Source organism: Shewanella putrefaciens, assembly GCF_016406305.1.
In the GTDB taxonomy this organism is placed as follows: domain Bacteria; phylum Pseudomonadota; class Gammaproteobacteria; order Enterobacterales; family Shewanellaceae; genus Shewanella; species Shewanella putrefaciens_C.
Window position 1 is genome coordinate 302,211 of sequence record NZ_CP066369.1, and the last position, 24,259, is coordinate 326,469.

Consider the following 24,259-nt stretch of genomic DNA (forward strand, 5'->3'; position numbering starts at 1 on the left):
GCAGCTGATCCCTAGTGAAATGGAAAATGTCAGTATGATCTATGGAACATCATTGGCCATGCACTTCACGCCCTAGTTAATTAGCCTAAACTTGCCCTGATATCTGCAATAGTCACAAAGAGTTTGTTTTCAGCATTTTGAAACGCTTGAAATCCATAGCGTTCATAGAAGTGTTTTGCACCGTCTTTGGCATCAACGATAACAAAGGGGAACGCTACGCTGTCACTGGCAGCTAATAGTTTTCGGAGTGCATCAATAAGCAGCCACTCGCCAAAACCTTTTCCTTTATATCTGTCATCAACAGCTAAACGAGCAATAAGACCACCTGAGGTTGAAGATTGGTGTTTCTTCTGTAACTTCTCGGGCAATGCCTTCAAATCAATCGGGGTCATCGTTAGGGTGTAAAAGCCGATGATATGGGCGTTGTTATTATCATCTTCCAAAACGAACGTTCTGGTGTTGTCTTTCTTGGCTTGCTGACTCGCCATGACTTTAAAGTAATTGTTGAGGGCGTCGGTGCCACAATTGAAACGGTTCCTATCGTGCTTGTCTTTGTCGAGAAGTACCGTGTTCATTATTGGGTTTTACGCTCATAACGCTCTGACGCCAATTTGAGTTTGGTATTGACGACTGTTGGCTTATCGAGCGCTTCCATCAGCAATACCGCATCAGCTTGGTTTAGCTTTAGAGTTTGCTCACGTTCAATCACTTGTTTTGCTTTTTCGATTGCCGCATTCAAAACAAATGAGTTAATACTGGACATGCCAGCGAGTGCCGCAGCCTTTGTGAGTAAATCTTGAGTATCGACATCAACTCTAGCGGTGATGCGAGGCAAAGTCGTTGCCATATTTTTATCTCCTGTTGTGTCAAACTGTCACATGGGTATTATGGTGGCAAAGTGTTCAATGCGCAATCCTTGTGTCACTTTGGCACGCGAACTAACCAAACCACTTAAAAGCTTTGTTTGACTAAGAAGCGCCATTCCCAGCTATTCACTGAATCGCCGCCGGTATAGGGGATGGAAAGGTCGATATGGGCGACGTTGCCGTAGCTGGAGCGAGAGGAGTAAATGCGGGCGCCAATTCCAATACTGCCCAGTGGGCCGCTGACTTCGTTGTTTTCGGCTAGTGGCCCGCCCGAGGCTTGACCTAGGTCGGTAAAGACGGCCCAGCCAAGCTCTGCCAACTGATACAGATTAATATTGGGATAATTGCGTATTTCGGCGGTCAGTAACCATTGGTTGTCACCCAATTGGTAATCGTTGGGATAACCGCGCACCCCAGTGTCATCCCCAAGCCCCTGAGTGAGATCCAGATAGGTATTGTTGGAAATGCTGCCCCATGCCTTGCCATAGGCGGTCCATTTAGGATTGATTTGGTAGAAGTATTCGGCTTGGGCATTAACTTGATAGGTGTCTGCTTGAGTCGTCCCAAGCGTACTGGAACCGCCCATTTCGAGTAACCACAGCTGATCGTCAAACTTGTAGCCAGCGCTACTTTGCCACTTAAGGTGGTAGCCTAGGGGATTGTTATCGGCTATATCGTTGGTTTCTAAGCCAAATTGTACGTAGTGATGCCAACCTAAATTAAAGTCCTCGTTATTAGTGATCAGATGGACATTGTTCAGTACATGAAAATCATCTTGGATAAACTCATAGGCCACCCAAGGGTACATAAAGTCCCTGTCCTGGGGTAGCTCAGAGTTGGGGTAGGTGTCTAAGTTGGCAAACTCATGTTTATCTTGGGTAAAACCAGTAATGATGCGGGAGAGGTTGTCAGTATTTCTATCGATTAACCAGCCGTATTTCAGGTTGAGGTAGTCGACACTGTGTGCAAACTCATTTATATCTTGGCCGTTCTGCCTCAGGGTATCGATACGGCTATCGTCTAAATATTCTGCCGAGTACATGGTTTGCGTATTAAGGGCATAGAAGGGTTTGCTCACATACACATGCTTGGCTTGGCCATCGCTATTATCGTAAAACTCGGCCGCGACTATGCCATGTTCGATAATGCTGATAGGGGCTTCGAAGGCAAATTTGTACCCCGTACGCGACTCATCGGATTGATACTTTAAGCGGGTGCGTATTCCTGTGCCGAACAGGTTATCTTCCTTGATCCCAAAGGAATATTTGGTGTCGCCCCCCGAGCTACTAAAACTCGCCGTGGGCAATAATGACCAGTTATCCCAAGTCTCAATGACGATGGATTCATCCTCTGGGTTAGTGTCGGCTTGCGGATCTTTCTCGGCAATATAAATCTTAGCGTCACGAATATAGGATTCGGCGCGCAGCAGGCGCTGGGATTCGTCGAGATCTTTTTGAGTGACTTGATCATTTTCAGTGAAGGTGAGTCTATCTCGAACGACATATTCTTTGGTGTTGATATGCAGGTAGTTTGCCCAGCGGTGGATAAAAAAGGCATCGGGAGCGGATTCATCGAAGATGGGATTACTTACGACCACAATCTTGCTAACGTTTTTAGTCTCTTGGACTTTAACTTGGGCATGGGCCGTTGCAGCGCCGGCATCATCATCGGCTCTGGCGGCACTCATTAGGCTGCCAATGCAACAAGGTAGGATGCATGCATACTGGATGAATTTCTGCATAAAGGCTCACTCCCGTGGAATTGACGACTGCAGCGGTATAACACTCACTCTGCAATTCACAATTTAATAACACACAGGAAGTAGCCGTTAGTCAAGTAAACATTTTAATAAGATGATGATTTTACTTAAGGTTAACTTAAGAATGAGGCTGGGCACGGGCTCCAGCCAGATCCTCATTTTTTATAGTGTTCGCCTTGGCGGGACGACAACGTTAGCGAAGATAAGCCCAGCGACCAGCGACATAAAGATTAAAAAAATCTGCGAGCCAATATGGGACTGGTTGAGCATAGTCTCGCCGGAAATAAGCGCATTGAGACCGATATAGGTTTTACTGCCGGGCACTAAGATCACTATCCCCTGTAGCAGGGCGATAGAGGCGGGCGCTTTCATCCAGCGGGCATAAAGATTGGAGTAAATCCCTACTGCGAGGGCGCCGAAGAAAATCCCCACAGAGTCGCCAAAAAAATGCCCGCCCAGCATGGCGGAGAAAAAGGCGACAATCCCCGCGAGCACGCCCCAAGGGGAATCCTGCATGCGAGCCTTGAAGATAAATACCAGAGCCATGGATAAAATGGGCACCGCCGACCAAATTGCCCAGCGGGGCAGGCCCTCGGGTTCGATATGGATCGCTTCGCCAAAGAAGGCTTTACCAATTGCCATGCCGAGCACCGCACCAAAGTACAGCTTAAACAACAGCATACTCGCGTCCATAATCCGCGCCGTACCCGAGATTAAATCCCGTGCGGCCAGTTCTGCAAGGCCTAAGGTTAAGGCTAAACCGGGAATAAAGATGATGATCGAGGAGAGGATCACCACGGGAATATTGATATTGGGGTCGATGCGAGCAATGGCGCAGGCGGCAATGGCGCAGGTGATAGTGGCAAAGGGCTCTAGCACTTCGGTCATGCGGGCCGAGCGTTCGGCTCGGTAAACAAAGCCGTAAACGACGAGACCCAATAGGCCTGACCAAAACACATCGTTCCAACCTGTGCCCATTAACATGGCAAAGGCCGCCGCCGAGGTGCCAAAGGAAAAACAGGTTAAGGCTGGACCATAGGGGTTGGGTTTATTGGCAATTTCTTCGAGCCTGTCTAAGGCTTCGGCTAAGGTGCGCTTGCCCGAGGTGAGTTCATCGACTAACTCATCGGTGCGAGCGAGTGAGCCTAAATCGAGTTCGCCGGGTTTAACCCTAGCCACATGGTTATATTCTTGATCTGTATCGTGCTGTAAAACAAAGGTCATCGACGTTGGCGAGATCAGGAAATACCCTTCGATACCTAAGGTGCGCGCAACGGTTTGTAAGTGGGTTTCAAGGCGGTAAGCGGGTGTGCCAAACTTATGCAAGGCTTTACCTAGCTTTATGATAAATTTACGCTTTTTGATAAACTCTTCGTTATCCAATCGGGGTATTCACTGTTTCTAAAGTTGTTAGGGAGCACGGGCGCATATTAACCTATCTTGTCGCGTAAAGGTTAATGGCTTTTAACCTTAATACAAATAAATTGCTGATTTTTTGCGGTTCGGGCTATAGTCGATTTTTTCAATGAGGAAATGGAACATGCCTTTGATGGTTACCGGTTTGTACGCCAGCTTGACTGGCCTATTGATAGTGGCTTTGGCCTATCGGGTGGTGAAATTAAGACGCAGCCAAAAAATTGGTTTGGGTGATGGCGGTAATAACGCCCTAGTTTTGGCGGGGCGTGTCCATGCAAATCTGATTGAAAATGCGCCTATCGCTTTGATCTTAATGATGTTGGCAGAAACGGGTGGTTTAGCGCCATTCTATTTACACTGCTTTGGTACTGTGTGGATTGTGGCGCGTTTACTCCATGCCATCGGCCTGACTCAAGGCAAGGGCGGTTATCATTTTGGCCGTTTCTGGGGCGTGTTACTGACCTGGATAGTGATCATCGCGTTGGCTTTAGTGAATCTCGTGCATTTTGCCCAGACCTTATAAGCCTACGGCGTTGCTCACTCGCCCCGAAGCCATATCCATAGCCGATTTAAGGGTATTACTGCCGAGGCTGAAATACCCTGAAAAATGCCCTGATTGGTGTTTTTTTAATCGCACATAACCTAGGTTGCCTGCTATACTCCGCGTCCCTAAATCGGCGCGGCGCTTTTTGCTTCGCCTTTGTTTGACATTACGCTTTCGGGTCAAAATCAATGCAAGTTGAATCCACACTTTTTAGTCATCCCAAATATTGGGCCGAGTGCTATGGCACTGCGCCTTTCTTACCTATGTCCCGCAGGGAGATGGATAAGCTCGGCTGGGATAGCTGCGACATTATTATTGTCACAGGTGATGCTTATGTGGACCATCCCAGCTTTGGTATGGCGGTCATCGGCCGTATGCTAGAAGCCCAAGGCTATCGTGTGGGGATTATTTCCCAGCCCGATTGGTCGAGCAAAGACGCCTTTATGCAGTTAGGTCGTCCCAATCTGTTTTTTGGCGTCACCGCCGGTAATATGGATTCGATGATCAACCGCTATACCGCCGATCGCCGTATCCGTACCGACGATGCCTATACCCCTGACGATATCGGTGGCAAGCGCCCCGACCGCGCCGTGACTGTGTACACCCAGCGTTGTAAAGAGGCCTTTAAGGATGTGCCGGTGGTTATCGGCGGGATTGAGGCGAGCCTGCGCCGTATCGCCCATTACGATTATTGGTCGGACAAAGTGCGCCGCAGTGTGATTTTCGATGCCAAGGCCGACATTTTAATGTACGGCAATGCCGAGCGGCCATTGGCCGAAGTGGCGCGCCGTTTAGCGGCGGGTGAGTCGATTAACGATCTGCACGATGTGCGCGGTACTGCGGTTATTCGCCGCGAGCCTTTGCCCGAATGGCGCGGCATGGATTCTCGCAAAATCGACCAGCTACATAAAATCGATCCTATCCCTAATCCCTATGGTGCCGATGATGTTGGCTGTGCCAATTTATCTGGCCCTTCGGATGCAAAGATTTTCGATAACGAGGCGCCAAAAGCCATCAGTGTGCAGCCGCCTCGTCCTAAGCCCTGGGATAAAACCTATGTGCTGCTGCCCGCCTTTGAAAAGGTGTCAGAGGACAAATACTTATACGCCCATGCCTCACGGATTTTGCACCAAGAGCAAAACCCCGGCTGCGCGCGGGCGCTGTTCCAGCCCCACGGTGACCGTGGTGTGTGGGTTAATCCGCCCGCTTGGCCGCTCAATACCGACGAGATGGATGCGGTGTTCGATTTACCCTATAAAAGGGTGCCGCATCCTGCCTATGGCAAGGCGAAAATCCCCGCCTATGACATGATCAAAACCTCGATCAATATCATGCGCGGTTGCTTTGGTGGCTGTTCTTTTTGCTCGATTACCGAACACGAAGGGCGGATAATTCAGAGCCGTTCGCAAGAATCAATTATCAAAGAAATCAAAGATATTCAGGATAAAGTGCCTGGTTTTACTGGGGTGATTTCCGACCTTGGCGGCCCAACCGCCAACATGTATCGCCTCGGCTGTACCAGCGAAAAAGCGGAGAAAACCTGCCGCCGTTTATCCTGTGTGTTCCCCTCGATTTGCGGCCATTTAGGCACAGATCATAAACACACTATCGATTTATACCGCGCCGCCCGCGCCGTGCCCGGCATTAAGAAGATTTTGATCGCCTCGGGTGTGCGTTACGACTTAGCGATTGAAGATCCGGCCTATGTCAAAGAGTTAGTGCAACACCATGTGGGTGGCTACTTAAAAATCGCCCCTGAGCATACCGAGGAAGGCCCGCTCAGCAAGATGATGAAACCCGGCATGGGCGCCTACGATAAGTTTAAAGAGCTATTTGACAAGTATTCGAAGGAAGCGGGTAAAGAGCAGTTCCTGATCCCCTATTTTATTTCGGCGCATCCGGGCACGACCGACGAAGATATGGTGAATTTAGCCCTGTGGTTGAAGGAACGTAAGTTCAAGCTCGACCAAGTGCAAAACTTCTATCCTTCACCTATGGCGAATGCGACGACCATTTATCACACTGAGCTTAACTCGCTTAAAAACGTCAAGCACACCAGCGAAGTAGTGCCAGTGCCGAAGAAGGGCCGCCAGCGCCGCCTGCATAAGGCGCTGCTGCGTTACCACGATCCCGCAGGTTGGCCGATTATCCGTGAAGGCCTGATTGCCATGGGGCGTGAAGACTTGATTGGCAATAGTCCCAACCAATTAGTGCCACCAGAAGGGCGCAATGAGCGCGGGCCTAAATGGATGAAGGATGCCAACCAAGGCCAAAAAGCCTTTACGCGTTTCTCGGGTAATCAGTTCGATGACCGTAAGGGCGAGGGTAAATCTAAAGCTTCGGCTAAAGGCGCAGCTCAAGGTCAGGGAAATGCCGAGCCAAAGGCCGGCACTAAAGGGGGCAAGCCCACCTCAGCTAAGCCAAATGCACCTAAGTCGAGCCGCCCAGGAGCCAAGGCGCCATTTGGACAGTCACCATTTGGACAGTCAAGTGCTAAGGCGGGCGGGCAAACTAAAGCGGGCGGGCAAGCTAAAGCGGGTGGTCAGGCTAAGGGCGGCGCTCAATCGCGAGGTTCGGGACGCCAGCAAGCCAAGTAACGGGTGAGTTCGCATCGCGCGTAAAATCGCGCGTAAAAAAGCCACTCCATCATTGTTGTTTTGGAGTGGCGAAGAGGTGATGGCAAACCAGCGGAACCATCCAATGAGGGTGCGGTGGGCGTTTGTAGACGGAACGTGCACCGCGCCTCAGTCTCAAAAAGGCTCACGGATATGAGCGACGTGAGCCGTTATCCCCAATATCTTAACCAGCGAGCCGATGCTTAAGCGTCACCATCCCTAAAACTTAAGTGTCTCTATCCCTAGAACTTAAGCGTGCTTATCCCTAGAAGAAGTAGTTAATCCCCACTGCAAAGCCGTTGTCTTGCAGTGCTTCTTGGGCGGCATCATCCATATCGCTAAAATCCAGCTTCATTTCGGCAAACATCACAGTGTCGTTGCTGTAACGATAGTGCAGGCCCAGCATGGCAAATTGACGGGTCCATTTACCTTGGATAGGCGTGCTGGCATCTGTGTCTAAATCCAGATAGCTGAGGACTAGCATAGGCACAAAGCCGTTATCGAATTGATAGGCCGTCATCAACTCGGCCCCTGTGGCATCGTAGAGGTTGCCGTCAACTAATTCATTTTTCTTACTCTGATGGGCGTTAAAGCCGACATAGAGGCCACTCGCTTCGCGATTATCCGCATAGTGGTAATAGTCACCATACATAGCGCCAATACCGATAATCTCATTGGTTTCATCAACTTGGGTATTAGCTAAGTGGCCTTCAAAATCGCCGCGATTAAAGCCTGCGAGTAGCTTGAATTTGTCCGTTACCGAATAGGTGATGCTGGCACCGTAGCTGCTATCGAAACTCAGTTCAGAGTCAGCCATTTCGCTGCCATCAGCATTTTTAAGGATCACATCGCCGTTGGTTTTGGCGGCGTATTGCAGGGCAATTTGCACTGGGCCAAAGCTATTGCGGTAAATAAAGGCGGAATCGGCACGCCCCGTTCCCGTGAGGCCGCCATCGCTAAAGGCGTAGGCGCCAACGCTATAGCCCGCAAAAACATTGGGGAGATCTGTGGTGCCAGCGACATCATAGTAGGCGCCCCATTGTTTACCGAAACTTAAACTGCCCCAGTCATCGTGGGACATGCCGACATAGCCTAAGCGGTTATAGAGGAAATCCTCGGTCTTTTCGGCGGCGAGTTTGCCACCTTGCATCACTAGGCTATCGTCGCTCGAAACCATATTGATGCCCCATTCCGTGGTGGCAAAGGCGGTCCAGCCATTTTTTTCACTGCGCTCAAAACTAAAGCGTACCCGGGAGGAGTCATCGATAACTGAGGTATCGTGGCTGTCATTTAGGGCGGCAAAACCAAGCCAACCACTTAAATCTAATGTGTTTTTTGAATCTTTATAGAGCTCAACTGCCTGGCTGCTGGTGGCCGCCAATAGTATGGGAAGCAGTAACGCGATGCGGGTCTTATTCATAATTCCACCAAAATGAGCAAGTATCAGCACTGGCCCTAGCATTGGCTCACTAGGGCTCAGGCTGTGTGTTTTAAGGACGGAGATCCAGTGCTAGCCAGCCGTGTTCACGCTGGGCGAGCATTGGTAACGGGGGTTTTATTGGAGATCACCCCGTAAATCGTCCAGCCGAAGAAAGTGGCTATCGCACCGAGCATGACGGCGGTTTCACCCGAGCTATAAAGGGCGTAGAAGCTGTACAGGGCGCCGATCACGGCAATGACGTTGGCCACACGTGCCTTATTAGCGGGTACTTTCAGTTGTTTCTGCATCACGCCTAGGGCGGCCATCGACAGGATATAGGGCACAATATTGGTCACTACGGCGAGGTTAACTAGGGCTTCGAACTGTTTGCTGAGTGATGGGCTAATAGTCATCAACGACAGGAAGGTTTGGATAGAGACAATAATCGTCATCCCCCAAATAGGTGCATCGGCCTTGCTGACCTTAGAGAAGATTTTCGGGAAGAAGCCTTCATCGGCCGAGGCTTTAAATACTTGGGCAATGGTGAACTGCCAACCGAGCAGCGAACCAGTACAGGAGATAATGGCGCAGGCCATCACGATTTTGCCTATGGTAGGGTTAAACATTTGCGCGAAGGCTAAACCAAAGGGTGCGTTGGATGAGGCAAGATCGGCGTTAGGCACGATACCGGCAATCACGTTAGTCGAAACAATATAGATAAGCGCCGCACCTAAGGTGCCACCCATTACGGCGATAGGCACGTTTTTCTCTGGATTATCAACTGCCTCAGAGTTTGCACAGGCAGATTCTAAGCCAAGGAATGCCCATAGGGTCATCGCAATTGAGCCGCCTAATGCCTTAAAGAAGGGCAGTTCATGGGGGTTCCATGCACCTTTGTAGAGGTCAATATCAAACCAGAACCAGCCAATTAACGACACACCAATCACGGGGATGATAATGCCCCACACGGTTACGCTACTCACGCGACCGGTAATGCGTGCGCCGCCAAAGTTAGCAATCGTTGCCAACCAAAGCACGCCGATAGTGGCAAGACAGATGGCCATAGGGCTTAAATTGACTTCAAGCAATACGGCGGCATAGCCTACAGCCGAGATGGCAATGGCCACGTTGGCAATGAGCAGTGAAACCGCATAGGTGTAGTTGGCCATAAAGTTGCCCGAGCGGCCAAAGGCATACTCGGCATAACCGCCCATGCCACCGGATTTTTTACTGAACATACCGCATTTAGCAAAGGCAAATGCCAGCGCAGTAGAACCTGCGGCAGTCACCAACCAAGATAAAATCGAAATAGTGCCCACTTGGGCTAATTGGGTGGGCAACATGATAATGCCTGAACCCATCATATTCACTATGGTGATAATCGTTAATTGGACGACGCCAATTTTATTCTCTGATTTACTCATAATAACGACCTAATTTATGTGACTCATAATAAAGTGTGAAACTGGCTGCAGCGCGGGGTTATTTAACGCCGCAGCCAATATTCGTTATTTAGCTAATACATAACCTAAGGCTTGGATTTTTCCGTCTGGGGTATTTTCGAGATAAACCCCCTGTAATTCGGGTGAGAATCCGGGTAATAAATTGATACCTTCTTCTAGGGCTAAGAAATAACGCTGCACCGCGCCGCCCCAAATTTCCCCTGGCACCATACAAAGCACTCCTGGTGGGTATGGCAGCGCACCTTCGGCGGCAATTCTGCCCTCAATTTGCGCTAGCGGGACTAATTCCACTTTGCCGCGGATAAACTCGAGATTCGCCTCCTGTGGGTCCATCACTTTTCTTGGGAAATGGGCTTGGCGGAACATTTCTTTCTGCAGTTGTTTTACGTCATGGCTGACATAAAGGTTGTGCATTTCTTGGCAGAGTTGGCGGATGGTGTAGTCTTTATAACGGGCTTTATTGGCGTTATAGACATTAGGTAAGACTTCGGATAATGGCGCATCCTCATCGACTAATTTCTCGAAGCGAGCGATTTGCGAGACCAGATGTTGCATCTTGGCCATATCTTCCGCTGGCGTCATCAGGAATAAAATCGAATTTAAGTCGCACTTCTCGGGGATAATATTATTTTCCCGTAGGAAGTTAGCCAAAATAGTCGCAGGGATACCAAACTCAGTATATTGGCCCGTTTGCGCATCAATGCCCGGTGTGGTTAATAGGAATTTACAGGGGTCGACGAAATATTGGCCTTTTTCATAACCGTCGAAGGAGTGCCATTTTTGCCCTGGCTCAAACTCGAAGAAGCGTAAATCGTCGGCCATTTGCTCGGTTTCATACTCTTGCCATAGGCGGCCATCGATCATAGTTGGGACGAATGGCTTGATATATTTGCACTTTTTAAGCAATAACTTACGAGCCTCAATCCCGGCTTTTACGGCTTCGCGCCACAGATAGCGACCGCTGGCACCCTCATGCATTTTGGCGTTCACATCTAGCGCCGCAAACAGAGGATAGAAGGGGCTGGTTGAGGCGTGCATCATAAAGGCGTTATTGAAACGCTTATGGTTACAGTATCTCGCTTGGCCTTTGATATGCTTATCTTTTTTATGGATTTGCGATGTTTGTGAGAAACCCGCCTGCTGTTTATGTACCGACTGAGTCACGATAATGCCGGGATCTTCGGCGGTTAGTTCCAGTAGCAGTGGTGAGCAGTCATTCATCATGGGAATAAACTGTTCATAGCCTACCCAAGCCGAATCAAACAGAATGTAGTCACAGAGATGACCAATACGATCAACTACTTGGCGAGCGTTATAAATAGTGCCGTCGTAGGTGCCGAGTTGGATAATGGCTAAACGGAAGGGGCGTTTTTCATCGGCACGTTCTGGGGCAACTTCGCGGATTCGTTCCCGTAAATAGGATTCTTGGAAACAATGGGCGTCGATACCGCCAATAAAGCCGAAGGGGTTACGTGCCGTTTCTAAATAAATCGGTGTTGCGCCCGCTTGAATTAGCGCGCCGTGGTGGTTCGATTTATGGTTATTGCGGTCGAATAAGACTAAATCACCTTTTGCTAACAGCGCATTGGTCGCCACTTTATTCGATGATGAAGTGCCGTTCAGCACGAAATAGGTTTTATCGGCATTAAAGACTTTAGCGGCATATTTTTGAGCGTCGAGTGGTGCGCCTTCATGGATCAGCAAATCACCTAATTTGACGTCGGCATTACACATATCTGCACGGAAAATAGTTTCGCCAAAAAAATCGAAAAACTGACGACCGACTGGGTGTTTACGGAAGAATTGACCGCCCTGATGGCCTGGGCAAGCAAAGGTGGAGTTACCCATTTCAACGTATTTTTTCAAGGTGCCGAAGAAGGGCGGTAATAGCGCTTGTTCATATTTATTGATTGCCGTCTCAACCTGTTTTCCGTAGAAGTCAGTATTATCACCGCAGAGTTCAAATACCCCAGTAATAGATAAGCACACATCATCAGGGAAGGTTTCTTCGCAGCAAACTGAAACAAAAATCGGTAGTTTCAATCCGGTGTTTTTAATTTTTTCAACAATACCATTTCTAACGTCACTAACTGAGACTACGGCCGCACCCACATCACAAAAATCTGTAGTTAATACATTGACCACTTCTCTGTCGATATCAAAACAAGATCTTACAGATAAGCTTGCGGCAACTTTTAATAATTTCATTGTTAATTTCCTTTTTACTTTAAATAATTTTGGATACAACAGTGCCTATACCTAATTAATTAAGTTTGAGGCATGAAAATTAGATATAGCAATTCCGTGCGCAGAATAGTTGTGACTATGCTTAAGCCGCTAAATAAAATAGAAGTAGAATAATATTCTATTGGATAAGCGGGTTGCTTAGCCGCAGTTAAACTGCACTAACAAAAGAATGCTGTGATAGCGATGCGAGATAGTAAGACTACAAATAACAGTGGTGTAAGTGTTTGGTAATGCTATGCAAATACCATGGCTTAACTGTCGTTTGGCCTACCACCTGCGCAGGATTAGCGGAGGAAGATAAATGAGTGATCGAAATAGTCACGTTGGCTAGGCATCATGATATGTCGTGTGCGCCTAATATGTGCCATGATTTTAGATTTCCTCTTCATATACAACTCCATTATGACTTAGAGAAAATGACTGGGTTTTTATTACGGAGTGGAGTTTATATGTCAGTTATAAATAAAAGCATGACCAATGTCTTATTTTTTAATAATCACGACTTAAATTTAACTTGGTTTACCAATATTAAAATGAATTATTAATACTTAAGTATGGTTAGCTAAATTATGAAAATGAATATTGTCAGTATTATTTAAATAAAATTATTTGCATAAAATATCTTATGCTATTTTGCTAATCTTAATTAAAAGGCTATTACAATAGACATCTTGATTTATACCGCACGCCACCTTTGCATTTTTATGCAGATATTTCCTTTACAAAATCACCGGCATGCTTAAAGATTGCAAAAATGACAGTTTTTTTCTCACATTTGAGCATTTGGGGCAGAAAGTTGCCGTTTTAGGGCAGATGTTATTTTTTGGATTGACGTAGATTAGCTAAGTCGAAACATCAATGGGAGATAGACATGAATAAATGGTGGCTAGGGGCAAGTTTAGTACTGGGCTTATGTGGTCAGGCAAATGCGCTGACATTAACCAGCAAAGATATGAGCGAGGGCAATAAACTCTCCCCGCAATTAGTATTTAATGGCTTTGGTTGCCAAGGTGAAAATATTTCGCCGCAACTGACTTGGACCCAAGTGCCGGCGGGAACGCAAGCCTTTGCTGTCACGGCCTATGATCCCGATGCGCCAACGGGCAGCGGTTGGTGGCACTGGGCGGTGTATAACTTACCCGCAGCGCAAACATCACTGGCGCAGGGTGCAGGTTCCCATGCCGATGGTCTGCCCAAAGGCGCTATCGCCTTGAAAAACGACTTCGGCACCACAAACTTTGGTGGTGCCTGCCCGCCTGAAGGCCATGGTGTGCATAGGTATGAATTTATTGTATGGGCATTGCCCAGTGCGCTAGAGCTGCCAAAGGATGCCAGCCCTGCATTATTAGGCTTTATGCTCAGGGCACAGGCCTTAGGCAGTGCCAAGTTGACTGCGGTATATAACAGATAATCCATTAATCACTAGGCTGGTGTCATGATCAAAATGTTTGAGTATGATTCGAAACAGGCACAATCTTTATCCCAAGTCCCTGTACACCAGCCGTCGATTATTCGGGTTATTCATGGTGAAAAGTCATTGCTGTGGCAGGATGAATCCGTTTTAGTGGGTCAAGGTCAGTTACTGTTAATTCCTGCGGGCTCGCATATCAGCTTTGTTAATCGGCCTTTCCTTGGGCGCTATCGGGCGGTGCAGTTACTGCTTCCCCACGATTTACCCCAAGGTGTTTTATCGGGCAATGCCGATTGGCGCGATCCTATGCCGGTCCAAAATGTATCGCGCGCAGTCGACTTAGCCTGGAATGCGTTATTACAGAGTTTGACTTTGTCGCTCGCAGAGTCTGTTCAATTGCATTATTTGGCCGCATTACTGCTGAGTTTGCCCGATAAAGGCTGTGTGAATTGGTTGTACGGGCACAGGCAATATAGCGTGACTCAAGCGGTTTTGGCCTTGATGGGCGTGAGCCCCTCGGCGCCGTGGCAGCAGGAGGAGATTGCCGACAAATTACATATGAGTACGGCCAGCCTGAGGCGTAAATTGGCTCAAGAAGACACTAGCTTCAGGCAGTTATTAGTCGAAGTTCGACTTAGCCATGGTTTGGCTATGTTGCAAAATTCGGCTGAGCCATTATTGCAGGTGGCTTTAGCCTGTGGTTATCAGTCTGCGGAAAAGTTTTCCTTACGTTTTAAGCAACAATTTGGCCTGACCCCTGCGGCTTATCGTCGTACACTGTGAGTGGAAACGGGTTATACCCAAACAATCTCAAGCGACAGGAGAGATGTGATGGCGGATGAGCAATTTACCGATAGCGGATTTTGGAACAAGATCAAACTCTTTGGCCGTCAGGCGGGCCGGGAGGTGATCGAGCGGGCCCTGTGGCTCTATTATGCCGCGCAACAACCTAATACCCCTAAGTGGGCTAAATCTGTCATCCTCGGCGCCTTGGCCTATTTTATTTCCCCTCTAGATGCCATTCCCGATCTTACGCCCTTAGTGGGCTTTACCGACGATCTTGGCGCCTTGGCTGCTGCGCTGACTATGGTGACACTCTATATTGATGATGGGGTGAAGGCGCTCGCCGCCGATAAGCTGGCCAGTTGGTTTGGAGAAGAACCTACGGATCCCAAGGATTGATGACTTTAGTTGGGGATTCACAGCGGGGATAAATCGACATTTTGACGCTAAAAATATGATTTTATTAGTAGTCACTGATTTGGTTTTTCCTTAGCTTTTTTAAGGGAAAAATATTTTTTTGCAAACGTTTCACTATTGCTTGATTGCGCTATATGCTAGCGCTGTTTTGTGAACCCATTGTGTGTGTTTAGGCAAATAAATGAAAAATATTATGGTGGTGATCCTATGGTTTCTAGGTGTCTCCGCCGCTACCCCAGCGCTCGCCGATAAGGCATCTCCGGAACAACTCGCCCGTTTGTACCTCGATTACATGACTCAAAATAGTCGCCGTAGTGAAGCCCTGTGGCCGGGGTTTCGCCTCGACGATAAAGTGCATCTCTTTAGTTATGGCGGTAACGTCTGGCTGCGTCAGCCTGGTGGCGAAATCATTCAAGATAATAGTGTTTTAGAGTCAGTCAATTTGCGCTCCGGCTTGTCCGTTAATTTTGGTTTTCCCCAGTATCAGGGGCAGCCTGGGGTGTTAATTCAACTCGAAGCACCCAATATTCAATTTACCAGTGACACTAAAACTACTGATTTACCCTTTTTAGTGTGGGCGGGTAATAGCTTGCATGAGGCGTTTCATTTTTATGCGCAGTCCGAATGGCGAGTGTTAGAGGAAGGCCGTCGCTACGAAGGCGAAGTCTTTCCGCTTAATCTGGATGCGCGCTTTTATCGTCTACAGCTATTCAATGCCTTGATGGCAGCATTAGAGCCTGAGCAGCAAACGGTGCAGTTGGGCTATGCCGCCTACTGGTTACAAGTGTGGCGTCAGGCCGCACCGAATGAGGACAGAGTCGGCTATTTAAACGACTTAGTCGAAGGCAGCGCCAAATATGTGGAGTTAGTCGCTGGGGCGCGCTTTTTGAGTCAAAACCAAAGCTATTTGGAATATCAACAGATACTGTTGCAGTATGTTCACAACTACTATCAACAGCAGCAGATGTTAGGCGGTTGGGCCGCCGAAGCCGAAAATATTGGGGCGTTGGCGGGAATATTGCTGGATTTAACCCAAGACCCCTATGTTTGGAAAGAGTCGGTGATATCGGGCATGCTCCCCGTGGATATATTGCTCAATCGGGTTAAAGCTATTACGCCACCCGTTGGGCCACATAATGCGCAAAAGAAACGCTTGCAGGAGATGTTGGCTTATTACCCCGCGACTGAACAAAAATTATCGCAATTACTTCAAGAGGTGCAGGACCCTAAGGTGCCGCTATTAGTGATGCCGAGCGTGAGTGATAGCAGCAGTTTTATCGATGTGGGCGAGGTCCGCTCTGGCTTTTATGTGGTGCCTTATCAAGGTGACATAGCCCAAGCCTATCTAGGGATGAGTTCACAATTCAGTAACTTAAATGTAAGTGGTAGTGCGTTACTCGATGTACCGATACAAAATTTTTGTGAGGGCATTGAGGCGGCAACTCTGTTACCTTTGGCATTCCCCTTCCAACGTGAGGGGCAGTATCTAGTATTTAATGAGTCGGAAGTCCATGGCACGATAAGGGTTTCTGCGAGTGTTGTTGAGGGACGAACCCTCTACTGTGCGATGAATTAATATGAGAAAAAATCAGCTCGAATTTACCTACATGCGCGGCATTGCGATTATTTTTATCGTACTTGGCCACAGTATTTATAACTCTGGAGAAGGGTTTCCACTGCTGCTGGAGAACTTACTCAGGGGGGGCACGGCTTTGTTCGTGTTTATCTCGGGGTACTTTTTCCACCGGATTTTTTATAAGGACTTCGACTACAGTAAGTTTATGAAGAATAAAGTACAAAATGTGCTTTATCCCTTCTTGGTCGTCTCCTTAGTGGGGCTATTTTGTCTGTGTCTGCGCTGGATTTTTATGGAGCAGCAGCCACCTAGTCAGGTATTACTCAGCATTTTTTATACGGTGCGCAACGGTTATATCCTGTATCCGCATTGGTATATTCCCTTCATCATGGCAGTATTTTTATTTTCCCCCGTATTTTTGTGGTTTATCCGCTGTTCGCAGCAGATGCGTTGGACCTTATTTATCGTCAGTTGCCTAGTCGCTATTCTGCTCCACAGACCCATAGGTAACATCAATTTTATCCACTCTGTGGTGTATTTTATGCCTTTCTATTTGATTGGTATTTTATATTCCCAAGATGAACGTCTGGTGACACGTTTCGGGGGGATGATTACCGGATTGGCCATCGTTTTTTTAATCGTGAGTTTGGTCGAGCAGAGTTACGTAGTACAACATATTGGCAATTACCATAAAGCGCCGTTTGAGTATAACGGTATCGATTGGCAGTTTATTCAGAAACTTTGCCTGTGCGTGCTGACATTGAATTTTTGTGAATGGTTGTCGGAACGCAGCCGCTTGCCTTGGTTAGTTGAAATTGCCGAGATGAGTTTTGCGATTTTCTTTATCCATCCTCTGTTTGATATGTTATTTAATACAGCGGCAACCGTATTCCGTTTCCGTTTCCCCCCTGGTTCTGCGATAACGAGCGTGCTCTTCTCTGCGGCTATTTTCATGTTCATGATGGTCGGCAGTATCGTCACGGCTCGCTTTATCAAGAAGCGTTTAGGTAACCGTTCCCGAACCTATATTGGTTGGTAATAGCCTGCGCTAATACCAAGACAAGCATAGGGGGATAATTCAGTTTGAATTTATCCCCCTATGCTAAGTTGTTTTCTAATAAATAAAATGGAGAACACAATGAAGTCCATGCCTACCCTACAAGCGTTAGGGCTTACCGCTCTATGCTTGAGCGCCATGCCTGTTAGCGCCACCCAAGCCGAATCTCAACCTAAGTTAACGCAACAGCAGCAAAGCTTTTTTGCGCAAATTGCGAGTCACTGCGGCCAAGCTTTTGCTGGCAAAGTGGTTTCTGGTGATAGTGCGGATTCAGCGTTTAGCGGTAAAGCCTTGATTATGCATGTACGTGAATGCAGTGATACTGAGCTTAAGATCCCATTCCATGTGGGGGATGACCATTCGCGCACTTGGGTGCTAACGAAGACCTCGCAGGGGCTCAGGTTGAAGCATGACCATCGCCATCAAGATGGCAGCGAAGATGCTGTGACTATGTATGGCGGCGATACGGCAAGTGCGGGAACTGACCAGCGGCAGTCTTTTCCTATTGATAAAGCGTCCATCGATAACTTCATCAACAATGGCCTAACTCAGTCGGTCACTAATGTGTGGCATATGGCGATTACGCCAACGACTTTTAGTTACCAACTCACCCGCGAAAACCGTGATTTTAAAGTCGATTTTGATCTGACCCAGCCAGTTGCCCTACCGCCAACACCCTGGGGCCACGACTAGGGCTTGTTGAGCTTTCGAACATCAATTTGGCCAAATGCACCCTTAGGGTTGCGTTTGGCGGTTTTTCTTCTGCGTTAGTGTCCATTTAAGGTGAATAACCAGCTTCGATTGTCTTGGTTTTGCCTTGCTCTTATACCTCATCCCCACTTTTCTGTATTCGCTTCCTGAAAAAAGCATCCGCATTGATACCCGTACACATCCTTAGTGACCGACGTATTGTCTTTATTAGTTTTGTAACAATTCTAATACAAACAACATCCCCAGCACTGCCCCTGTATTCCATGTTTGGCGGCGGTACACTTTTGCACAGTTAATTCATTGTTGTCATCTTGTTGCCATGTTAATAGTTGGACGCGTTTTTTAAAGCTCAATTTAGCAGCAAAAATTCGCACGGCAGGCAATGGGATTGATTTCTTGTTGTTTGGAACTTAGAACCGCTGTGTCGGTGATTGCACTGAAAACTCAGTGCCGCTAACTCCAACAGGCTGTCAGCTAAATAAGACCAGAATACAAGACGATGCATAATAATATGTTTACCCGAAGGAGGTAACAATGAATCTTAAAACAGTAAGTCTAGCCATACTGTCTGCACTCTATGGTGCAACTGTGGCTGCAGCAGCTCAATCCGGTAGCCCGGTACTGTTGAAGCAGCTCAATCCACTGCCTGCAAACCCACAGCAGCAAGTACAACAACAGCAAAAAGCTGCAACGCAAGGCATCAATGCTGGTGCGCGTCAGGGTGTATCTCCTGGTGGCCGCAATATGCAAATTGCCCCTGCTTCTGCACGGCAAAAGTTTATTGCTGAACCAGAACGTACAGGTGAAGAGGTTTATATTGTCCGCTTACGTGACCTGCCAGTTGCAGCGTACGATGGTCGGGTTAAAGGCTTTGCCGCTACGGCCAAAAGTGTGGTGAAACGTGAGCTTGAACTTAAATCTGGAGCAGACAAAGCTGCCATTGGCAACCGTAGTCGTACCAACGCGGTGAGCATAGAGGCTGTAGAAACGCTGGCGAATGAACGTATTGACAGTTACAAAAGCTATCTAACACAAAAACAAGAAACTGTTTTACAAGCCGCAAGTGGGCTGGGTATCAATGCTAAAACAACAGCCCGTTTTACCACTGCTGTAAATGGCTTTTCAATGAAGATGACGCAGGAGCAGGCGAAAAAACTAGCTAGCTTGCCCTCTGTTGAGTTTGTTGAACGCTCTACCATGCAGAAAATACTGACTGACCGTGGCCCTACCTTTATCGGTGCCGATCAGGTGTGGTCTGGTAATACCGTGGCCACCGTTCCACAAAAAGGTGAAGGTGTAGTGGTTGGTATTATTGATACCGGCATTAACACTGATCACATCGCTTTTGCTGATGTAGGTGGTGATGGTTATGACCATAGCAACCCTCTGGGTGAAGGGGTATACCTTGGTGACTGTGCGACAGATAAATTAGTCTGTAATGACAAACTGATCGGTGTTTATACCTGGCCTGTGATCACAGATGCCTATGGCGGCAAGGCACCAGCAACGGGTGAGGATTATCAGGGGCACGGTAGTCACGTGGCTGGTACTGCTGCAGGTAACTATGTGGAAAATGTGCCGTTGTTGTCTCCTTCTTTAGGTGATGGCGATGGTGACAGTATGGGCTTTACCTTTGGATCAACTTCTGGAGTGGCGCCACACGCCAACATTATTTCCTATCAGGTTTGTTTGCCTGAAGAGGGGTGTCCAACCGAAGCGGTACTGAGCGCCTATGAGCAAGCCATCGAAGATGGTGTGGATATCATTAACTTCTCCATTGGTGGTGCTGAACGTTTCCCTTGGGAAGATGCGACTGAATTGGCCATGTTGGCCGCTCGTGAAGCCGGAATTTTAGTAGCTGCTGCGGCCGGTAACTCTGGTGGTGACCAATACAATACCTATTTTGGCAGTTTGGGCCATAGTGCTCCCTGGTCCATGGTAGTCGCAGCCAGCACTCATGACCGTGTACTGAATGTGACAAAAAACCTGCTTAGCTTAAGTGGTGGCAATTATGCGCCTTACATCTATATTGAGCCTGAAGCACAGTGGCCAGACGATATTGCAGGTTTTTCAACTGGCAGTATTGTGGACGGCAATGCCGTAGTTGCGGTTGATTTTGGCGATGAAAAATGCGAAAACGCCTTTGCACCTGGTACTTTTACCTCAGATCAAATTGTTATTTGTAAGCGTGGTGTTAATGCGCGAGTAGCGAAGGCTCACAACGTATTAGCGGGTGGTGCTGGTGGTTTTATTCTGTACAACGAAGAGTGGTACCCTGAGATCACCGATGCAGAAATGCAGTTGTTTGATGATACTTATCCTTTGCCAAGTATTCATGTCAGCAATAACACTGGTCAGAATATTATTAACTGGCTTAATGACGGTGGTGCAGACCATAAAATTACTATTACAGGCGGCTCAATAGCCCGCACTATCGATCCTGCCGCCGGGGATATTCTGGCTAAGTTTTCTTCGCTTGGCCCTTCTAGTACCTACAAACACCATCTGGCGCCAAATATTTCCGCTCCGGGTGTTAATATTTACGCCCCTTATGCCGACGAGCATCCACTGCATCCAAATTCTGCTTTATCGCAAGATTGGGCCATGCTCAGTGGTACTTCGATGGCCTCCCCTCATATTGCAGGAGCTATGGCTCTGGTTCGCCAGGTGCATCCAGACTGGACTGCTGCAGAGGTGCAATCTGCACTGGAAATGACGGCATCACAAACAGTGCGCCGTGATGTAGATCCTGAATTTTTGCCAGAAGGCAATCCCGCAGCTCAGCACAGAGCTGGTGCCGGACGAGTGGATGCCAAAGCCGCTATTGATGCGGGCCTGGTGATGGATGAAACAGTCGCCAACTTTAAGTTAGCTAATCCTAAAGCTGGTGGTGATGTACGCCAGTTGAATTTACCTCAACTGGTTGATAGCAATTGCCGTGTTGGTGTCTGTTCCTGGGTTCGCACCGTGACTGCAACCCGTGACGGTAACTGGACATTAAGCGCAGATACCTGGGTTTACGATCGCTGGAATAATCCATCAGCAGGCGAAATTAATATGCATAACGCCAAAATGGAGTTTTTCCCTGCAAGCTTTAGCCTGAAAGCGGGTGAAAGTCAGACTATCGTGGTTAAAGCAGATATTGCAGATATTCTGGCGCAGCACAATTCAGAGCTTTCTGGTTCTGGCAATACAATGGACGGTCTGGAGTTGTGGACCAATGTTAACTTAACAGCTTCAGATGCTTCGATCCCTAAATCACACTGGCCTGTTTCGGTCAACTTTGACCGTATGGGCTTGCCAGAAGCTGTGAACCTGACAGTACATCGTGATAATGGCGGATACCGTATTGCGGATCTGCCCTTAGCTGCCAGTAAAGACGTGGTTTACCGTGCCCATGGTGCCGTGAAAGCTGACACTGCGGAAGTCACCTTGCCTCAGGATAATGATCATAAGCCTATCTATTTTGATGGTGATTATGAGCAAGGTAACAACCAGATATCGCTGATCGACGTACCTGAAGGCTCGGCCCGTTTAGTGGTGGAAGTGCTGGACCACTTAAAAGGCCCAGGTTTTAACCAATATTATGGCGATTTAAAAGGCTCGTTAGCCATTCATATCGGCCGTGACTTTAATGGTAATGGCGAAGCTGATTTTGATGAGGAATGGTTATGTTCTTCCACTACTCAAATTGAGCTGAACTATTGTAGTTTAACTAACCCTGATGCGGGTTCGTATTGGGTCATGTTAAGCAATACCAGCACCAATATGGTGGACTGGACACGTGAAGAAGGCCCAGATCCATATGGCTATAACGGTGTGAAAGTTGAAGATCTGGTCGACAGTTATAAAGTGGCAACGGCTGTTGTACCTCAGGGGGCAAACGGCTTAGAGGTCACGGGACCTGCAGTGACTACAGGTGCTCCAGTGGATATCGATTTAAACTGGACCTTAGATGAACTGGTGGAAGGTGATGTGGCTTATGCCGGTGTAGATATTGGCAGCAGCGTCGTGCCGGGTAATGTCGGCTTTATCCCTCTACGTTTAGAGCGTGGTATGGATGATGTGACAGTCGTTGTAAACGACCAAGCCCGTGGTGGTGATGTACTGGATGTCAAAGTGCATGTAGTGCAAAACAACACAGGTGCAGATCGTGATTTTAATTTAAGCACTGTTATTCCTGAAGGTTTATTGCTGGTGCCAGATTCAGTGAAAGTCAGTACTGCTGAACAACAGGCTAATTTGGTGGTTGATGGAAATACCATCCGTATTGCCGGCGTGCAGCAAGACTCCACGAACTGGATGCGTAACTACAATGTGACCACCAGCGAAACTGATGCCATGTGTCAGGTGCCAAACTACGGTCGCAATGGTAAAGGTTTTGTTGGCTTAGCTGAAAATTATGGTCTTGTACCTGAACTGGGTGGCAATGCCGCTGATTGGATAGGCACAGGCTATTACGACGAAAACTGGAACTGGGTAGCCAATAACCCGTTTGAGATTAAACTGGCCAACTTTTGGGGTGACGAAGGTAAAATTCACTTCTTCCACAACAAAGATTACGCAACCTATGATCGCTTCATTGTTTCACCACAGGGTTTTGTCAGCTTTGGTCCTGCTTTAAGCGCTGGGCAGCATTTATTGCAGCAGAAGTTCCCGTACAACATGACACCTTATGGTCCTTTTGTTGCTCCATTCTGGCGTGGTCAGCGTGACGTTAATGCTCCGGGCTGGAACACGACAGTAGATGCCTTAGGTACGCCGTTGGTGCGAAATGGAGCCGAACCATGGAGCGGCTCTGGTATTGCAGTGGCCTACTCCACTGATGAAGTTATCATTGAATGGGTGAACTCACGTACTCAGGGTATGAGCGTCAATTGGCAAGGCCGAGTTACTCCAACGGGTACTGAAGATACTGACCGTTATACCTTTGATTTGATTATGAACAAAGCTTACCGTTACGGTGCGGGTGAGTTCGAAATCGTGATGGCCTACGGTGACATGGACTTTGCAGATACAGAAGACTTTGGCTCTATAGGTATGCATGGTAACTATGGCCCGCTGGATATCTTTGGTTATCCCTATGGCCAGGAAACTGGTATCAGTGCGGCTTATAACGATTTAAGTGATGTGACAAAACGCGATATGGTGATCTGTTATGACTATACAGGTCCTGAAGCCACTCAATTTGACCTAAGCTTCCAGGTCCGGGTTGCTGAAACTGCTGCGGGTCAGACTCTGGCTATGGATTTGACCAGTGATGTCAGTGGTATGGGCCAGAAAGTGATTGCCAATGTGATTGATGTTGCTGGCAATATCACATTACCAGGCTTTAATGATGTGACTGTTGATGAAAATACGTCATTTGATATTCAGGTTGTATACGCCGATATTGATGCCAATCCAAACAACGTCAGCGTGACTGGTGAACATATCAGTGCAATGGTTAATGCAACTGAAGTGGGGGCTCAGGTCACTATTACGCCAGAAGCTAACTGGCATGGTGAGACTACAGTGACAGTGAACGTGGCCGATAGCGTCAATCCAACAGATGCAGCAGTGCAGAGTTTTGCCTTAACTGTGGTGTCTGATGGTGTCGAGTTAGGTTGTACCGACAGTGGTGCTACTAACTTTGACCCAGCGGCAAACAAAGATAATGGTAGCTGTGCCTTCCCGGCCGCTGAAACTCCAGCATCTTCTGGTTCAGGTTCAATGGGCTGGTTTGTGTTGCTGTTACTGCCGTTTATCTATACACGTCGGATTTTTTCAGTGAAGAAGTAACAGGCTATCTGTACGAAATAGTGATCCTTAGCAAGGACGCTACTGTTACTACTCGATCAAGGCCCTGCAATGCAGGGCCTTATTCATTTTCTGCCCTATAACAATTCCAATACAAACAACATCCTCGGCACTGCCTCTGTATCCCAGTCTTGGCAGCGGTACACTTTTGCACAGTTAATTTCTTGTTGCATTA

At 47.8% G+C, this 24,259-nt stretch carries 18 protein-coding genes; 9 read left to right on the forward strand and 9 right to left on the reverse strand.

The genetic code is table 11. The annotated features are described in order from the left end of the window. Nucleotides 1-80: 80 nt before the first annotated feature. The 4 genes from JFT56_RS01390 to JFT56_RS01405 all read right to left on the reverse strand — a co-directional run bounded on the left by JFT56_RS01390 (nucleotide 81) and on the right by JFT56_RS01405 (nucleotide 4,008). On the reverse strand, nucleotides 81-578 hold the full coding sequence (locus JFT56_RS01390; protein ID WP_198783470.1) for a GNAT family N-acetyltransferase: 498 nt from the start codon (nucleotides 576-578) through the stop codon (nucleotides 81-83). After that, nucleotides 575-847 (reverse strand): DUF1778 domain-containing protein, encoded by a 273-nt coding sequence (locus tag JFT56_RS01395; protein ID WP_198781964.1) that lies wholly within the window; start codon nucleotides 845-847, stop codon nucleotides 575-577. Before JFT56_RS01395 ends, JFT56_RS01390 begins: the two co-directional genes overlap by 4 nt. Nucleotides 848-951: 104 nt before the next feature. Continuing rightward, nucleotides 952-2,607, reverse strand: coding sequence for a hypothetical protein (locus JFT56_RS01400; protein ID WP_198781965.1), 1,656 nt, complete (start codon nucleotides 2,605-2,607; stop codon nucleotides 952-954). Between the two features lie 180 nt (nucleotides 2,608-2,787). Next, on the reverse strand, nucleotides 2,788-4,008 hold the full coding sequence (locus JFT56_RS01405) for a threonine/serine ThrE exporter family protein (protein ID WP_198781966.1): 1,221 nt from the start codon (nucleotides 4,006-4,008) through the stop codon (nucleotides 2,788-2,790). Nucleotides 4,009-4,165: 157 nt separating this feature from the next. Here JFT56_RS01405 and JFT56_RS01410 point away from each other — a divergent pair, with 157 nt between their 5' ends. Next, nucleotides 4,166-4,564, forward strand: a complete 399-nt coding sequence (locus tag JFT56_RS01410) for an MAPEG family protein (RefSeq protein WP_198781967.1) — start codon at nucleotides 4,166-4,168, stop codon at nucleotides 4,562-4,564. Here JFT56_RS01410 and JFT56_RS01415 read toward each other — a convergent pair. Then, nucleotides 4,559-4,792, reverse strand: coding sequence for a hypothetical protein (locus tag JFT56_RS01415; RefSeq protein WP_198781968.1), 234 nt, complete (start codon nucleotides 4,790-4,792; stop codon nucleotides 4,559-4,561). The genes JFT56_RS01410 and JFT56_RS01415 overlap by 6 nt on opposite strands. Here JFT56_RS01415 and JFT56_RS01420 point away from each other — a divergent pair. Next, nucleotides 4,774-7,182 (forward strand): YgiQ family radical SAM protein, encoded by a 2,409-nt coding sequence (locus JFT56_RS01420; RefSeq protein ID WP_198781969.1) that lies wholly within the window; start codon nucleotides 4,774-4,776, stop codon nucleotides 7,180-7,182. The genes JFT56_RS01415 and JFT56_RS01420 overlap by 19 nt on opposite strands. Nucleotides 7,183-7,465: 283 nt before the next feature. Here JFT56_RS01420 and JFT56_RS01425 read toward each other — a convergent pair whose 3' ends face one another. The 4 genes from JFT56_RS01425 to speFL form a co-directional block, all read right to left on the reverse strand. Continuing rightward, the gene (locus JFT56_RS01425; RefSeq protein ID WP_198781970.1) at nucleotides 7,466-8,620 is read right to left on the reverse strand and encodes a porin; all 1,155 of its coding nucleotides are present in this window, start codon (nucleotides 8,618-8,620) and stop codon (nucleotides 7,466-7,468) included. Nucleotides 8,621-8,724: 104 nt separating this feature from the next. Beyond that, the gene (gene potE, locus JFT56_RS01430; protein WP_198781971.1) at nucleotides 8,725-10,044 is read right to left on the reverse strand and encodes a putrescine-ornithine antiporter; all 1,320 of its coding nucleotides are present in this window, start codon (nucleotides 10,042-10,044) and stop codon (nucleotides 8,725-8,727) included. Nucleotides 10,045-10,128: 84 nt separating this feature from the next. Next, nucleotides 10,129-12,291, reverse strand: coding sequence for an ornithine decarboxylase SpeF (gene speF, locus JFT56_RS01435; protein ID WP_198781972.1), 2,163 nt, complete (start codon nucleotides 12,289-12,291; stop codon nucleotides 10,129-10,131). 323 nt (nucleotides 12,292-12,614) lie between these two features. After that, complete coding sequence (speFL, locus tag JFT56_RS20060) at nucleotides 12,615-12,731, reverse strand: leader peptide SpeFL (protein WP_367303096.1); 117 nt, start codon at nucleotides 12,729-12,731, stop codon at nucleotides 12,615-12,617. 470 nt (nucleotides 12,732-13,201) lie between these two features. Between speFL and JFT56_RS01445 the strand changes: the two genes are divergently transcribed. From JFT56_RS01445 to JFT56_RS19980, 7 genes are all read left to right on the forward strand, one after another. After that, a complete protein-coding gene (locus JFT56_RS01445) occupies nucleotides 13,202-13,741 on the forward strand; it encodes a YbhB/YbcL family Raf kinase inhibitor-like protein (protein WP_198781973.1) in 540 nt (179 codons plus the stop codon). 24 nt (nucleotides 13,742-13,765) lie between these two features. Beyond that, nucleotides 13,766-14,524, forward strand: coding sequence for a helix-turn-helix transcriptional regulator (locus tag JFT56_RS01450; protein WP_198781974.1), 759 nt, complete (start codon nucleotides 13,766-13,768; stop codon nucleotides 14,522-14,524). Nucleotides 14,525-14,572: 48 nt separating this feature from the next. After that, a complete protein-coding gene (locus JFT56_RS01455) occupies nucleotides 14,573-14,923 on the forward strand; it encodes a YkvA family protein (RefSeq protein ID WP_198781975.1) in 351 nt (116 codons plus the stop codon). Between the two features lie 199 nt (nucleotides 14,924-15,122). Continuing rightward, entirely contained in the window at nucleotides 15,123-16,517 is a 1,395-nt protein-coding gene (locus tag JFT56_RS01460; RefSeq protein WP_198781976.1) for a hypothetical protein, read from the forward strand. A gap of 1 nt (nucleotide 16,518) precedes the next feature. After that, nucleotides 16,519-17,556, forward strand: coding sequence for an acyltransferase family protein (locus JFT56_RS01465; RefSeq protein WP_198781977.1), 1,038 nt, complete (start codon nucleotides 16,519-16,521; stop codon nucleotides 17,554-17,556). Nucleotides 17,557-17,655: 99 nt separating this feature from the next. Continuing rightward, a complete protein-coding gene (locus JFT56_RS01470) occupies nucleotides 17,656-18,267 on the forward strand; it encodes a hypothetical protein (RefSeq protein WP_198781978.1) in 612 nt (203 codons plus the stop codon). A gap of 552 nt (nucleotides 18,268-18,819) precedes the next feature. Then, nucleotides 18,820-24,066: a S8 family serine peptidase gene (locus tag JFT56_RS19980; protein ID WP_198781979.1), complete on the forward strand. Its 5,247-nt coding sequence runs from the start codon at nucleotides 18,820-18,822 to the stop codon at nucleotides 24,064-24,066. The last annotated feature ends 193 nt before the right edge of the window (nucleotides 24,067-24,259 follow it).

What these genes read in the sequence shown, in the direction of transcription:
- JFT56_RS01395 (WP_198781964.1), bottom strand. Translation starts at nt 847, where the DNA reads ATGGCAACGACTTTGCCTCGCATCACCGCTAGAGTTGATGTCGATACT.
- JFT56_RS01400 (WP_198781965.1), bottom strand. Translation starts at nt 2,607, where the DNA reads ATGCAGAAATTCATCCAGTATGCATGCATCCTACCTTGTTGCATTGGC.
- JFT56_RS01410 (WP_198781967.1), top strand. Translation starts at nt 4,166, where the DNA reads ATGCCTTTGATGGTTACCGGTTTGTACGCCAGCTTGACTGGCCTATTG.
- JFT56_RS01420 (WP_198781969.1), top strand. Translation starts at nt 4,774, where the DNA reads ATGCAAGTTGAATCCACACTTTTTAGTCATCCCAAATATTGGGCCGAG.
- JFT56_RS01425 (WP_198781970.1), bottom strand. Translation starts at nt 8,620, where the DNA reads ATGAATAAGACCCGCATCGCGTTACTGCTTCCCATACTATTGGCGGCC.
- potE (WP_198781971.1), bottom strand. Translation starts at nt 10,044, where the DNA reads ATGAGTAAATCAGAGAATAAAATTGGCGTCGTCCAATTAACGATTATC.
- speF (WP_198781972.1), bottom strand. Translation starts at nt 12,291, where the DNA reads ATGAAATTATTAAAAGTTGCCGCAAGCTTATCTGTAAGATCTTGTTTT.
- speFL (WP_367303096.1), bottom strand. Translation starts at nt 12,731, where the DNA reads ATGGAGTTGTATATGAAGAGGAAATCTAAAATCATGGCACATATTAGG.
- JFT56_RS01445 (WP_198781973.1), top strand. Translation starts at nt 13,202, where the DNA reads ATGAATAAATGGTGGCTAGGGGCAAGTTTAGTACTGGGCTTATGTGGT.
- JFT56_RS01450 (WP_198781974.1), top strand. Translation starts at nt 13,766, where the DNA reads ATGATCAAAATGTTTGAGTATGATTCGAAACAGGCACAATCTTTATCC.
- JFT56_RS01455 (WP_198781975.1), top strand. Translation starts at nt 14,573, where the DNA reads ATGGCGGATGAGCAATTTACCGATAGCGGATTTTGGAACAAGATCAAA.
- JFT56_RS01460 (WP_198781976.1), top strand. Translation starts at nt 15,123, where the DNA reads ATGAAAAATATTATGGTGGTGATCCTATGGTTTCTAGGTGTCTCCGCC.
- JFT56_RS01465 (WP_198781977.1), top strand. Translation starts at nt 16,519, where the DNA reads ATGAGAAAAAATCAGCTCGAATTTACCTACATGCGCGGCATTGCGATT.
- JFT56_RS01470 (WP_198781978.1), top strand. Translation starts at nt 17,656, where the DNA reads ATGAAGTCCATGCCTACCCTACAAGCGTTAGGGCTTACCGCTCTATGC.
- JFT56_RS19980 (WP_198781979.1), top strand. Translation starts at nt 18,820, where the DNA reads ATGAATCTTAAAACAGTAAGTCTAGCCATACTGTCTGCACTCTATGGT.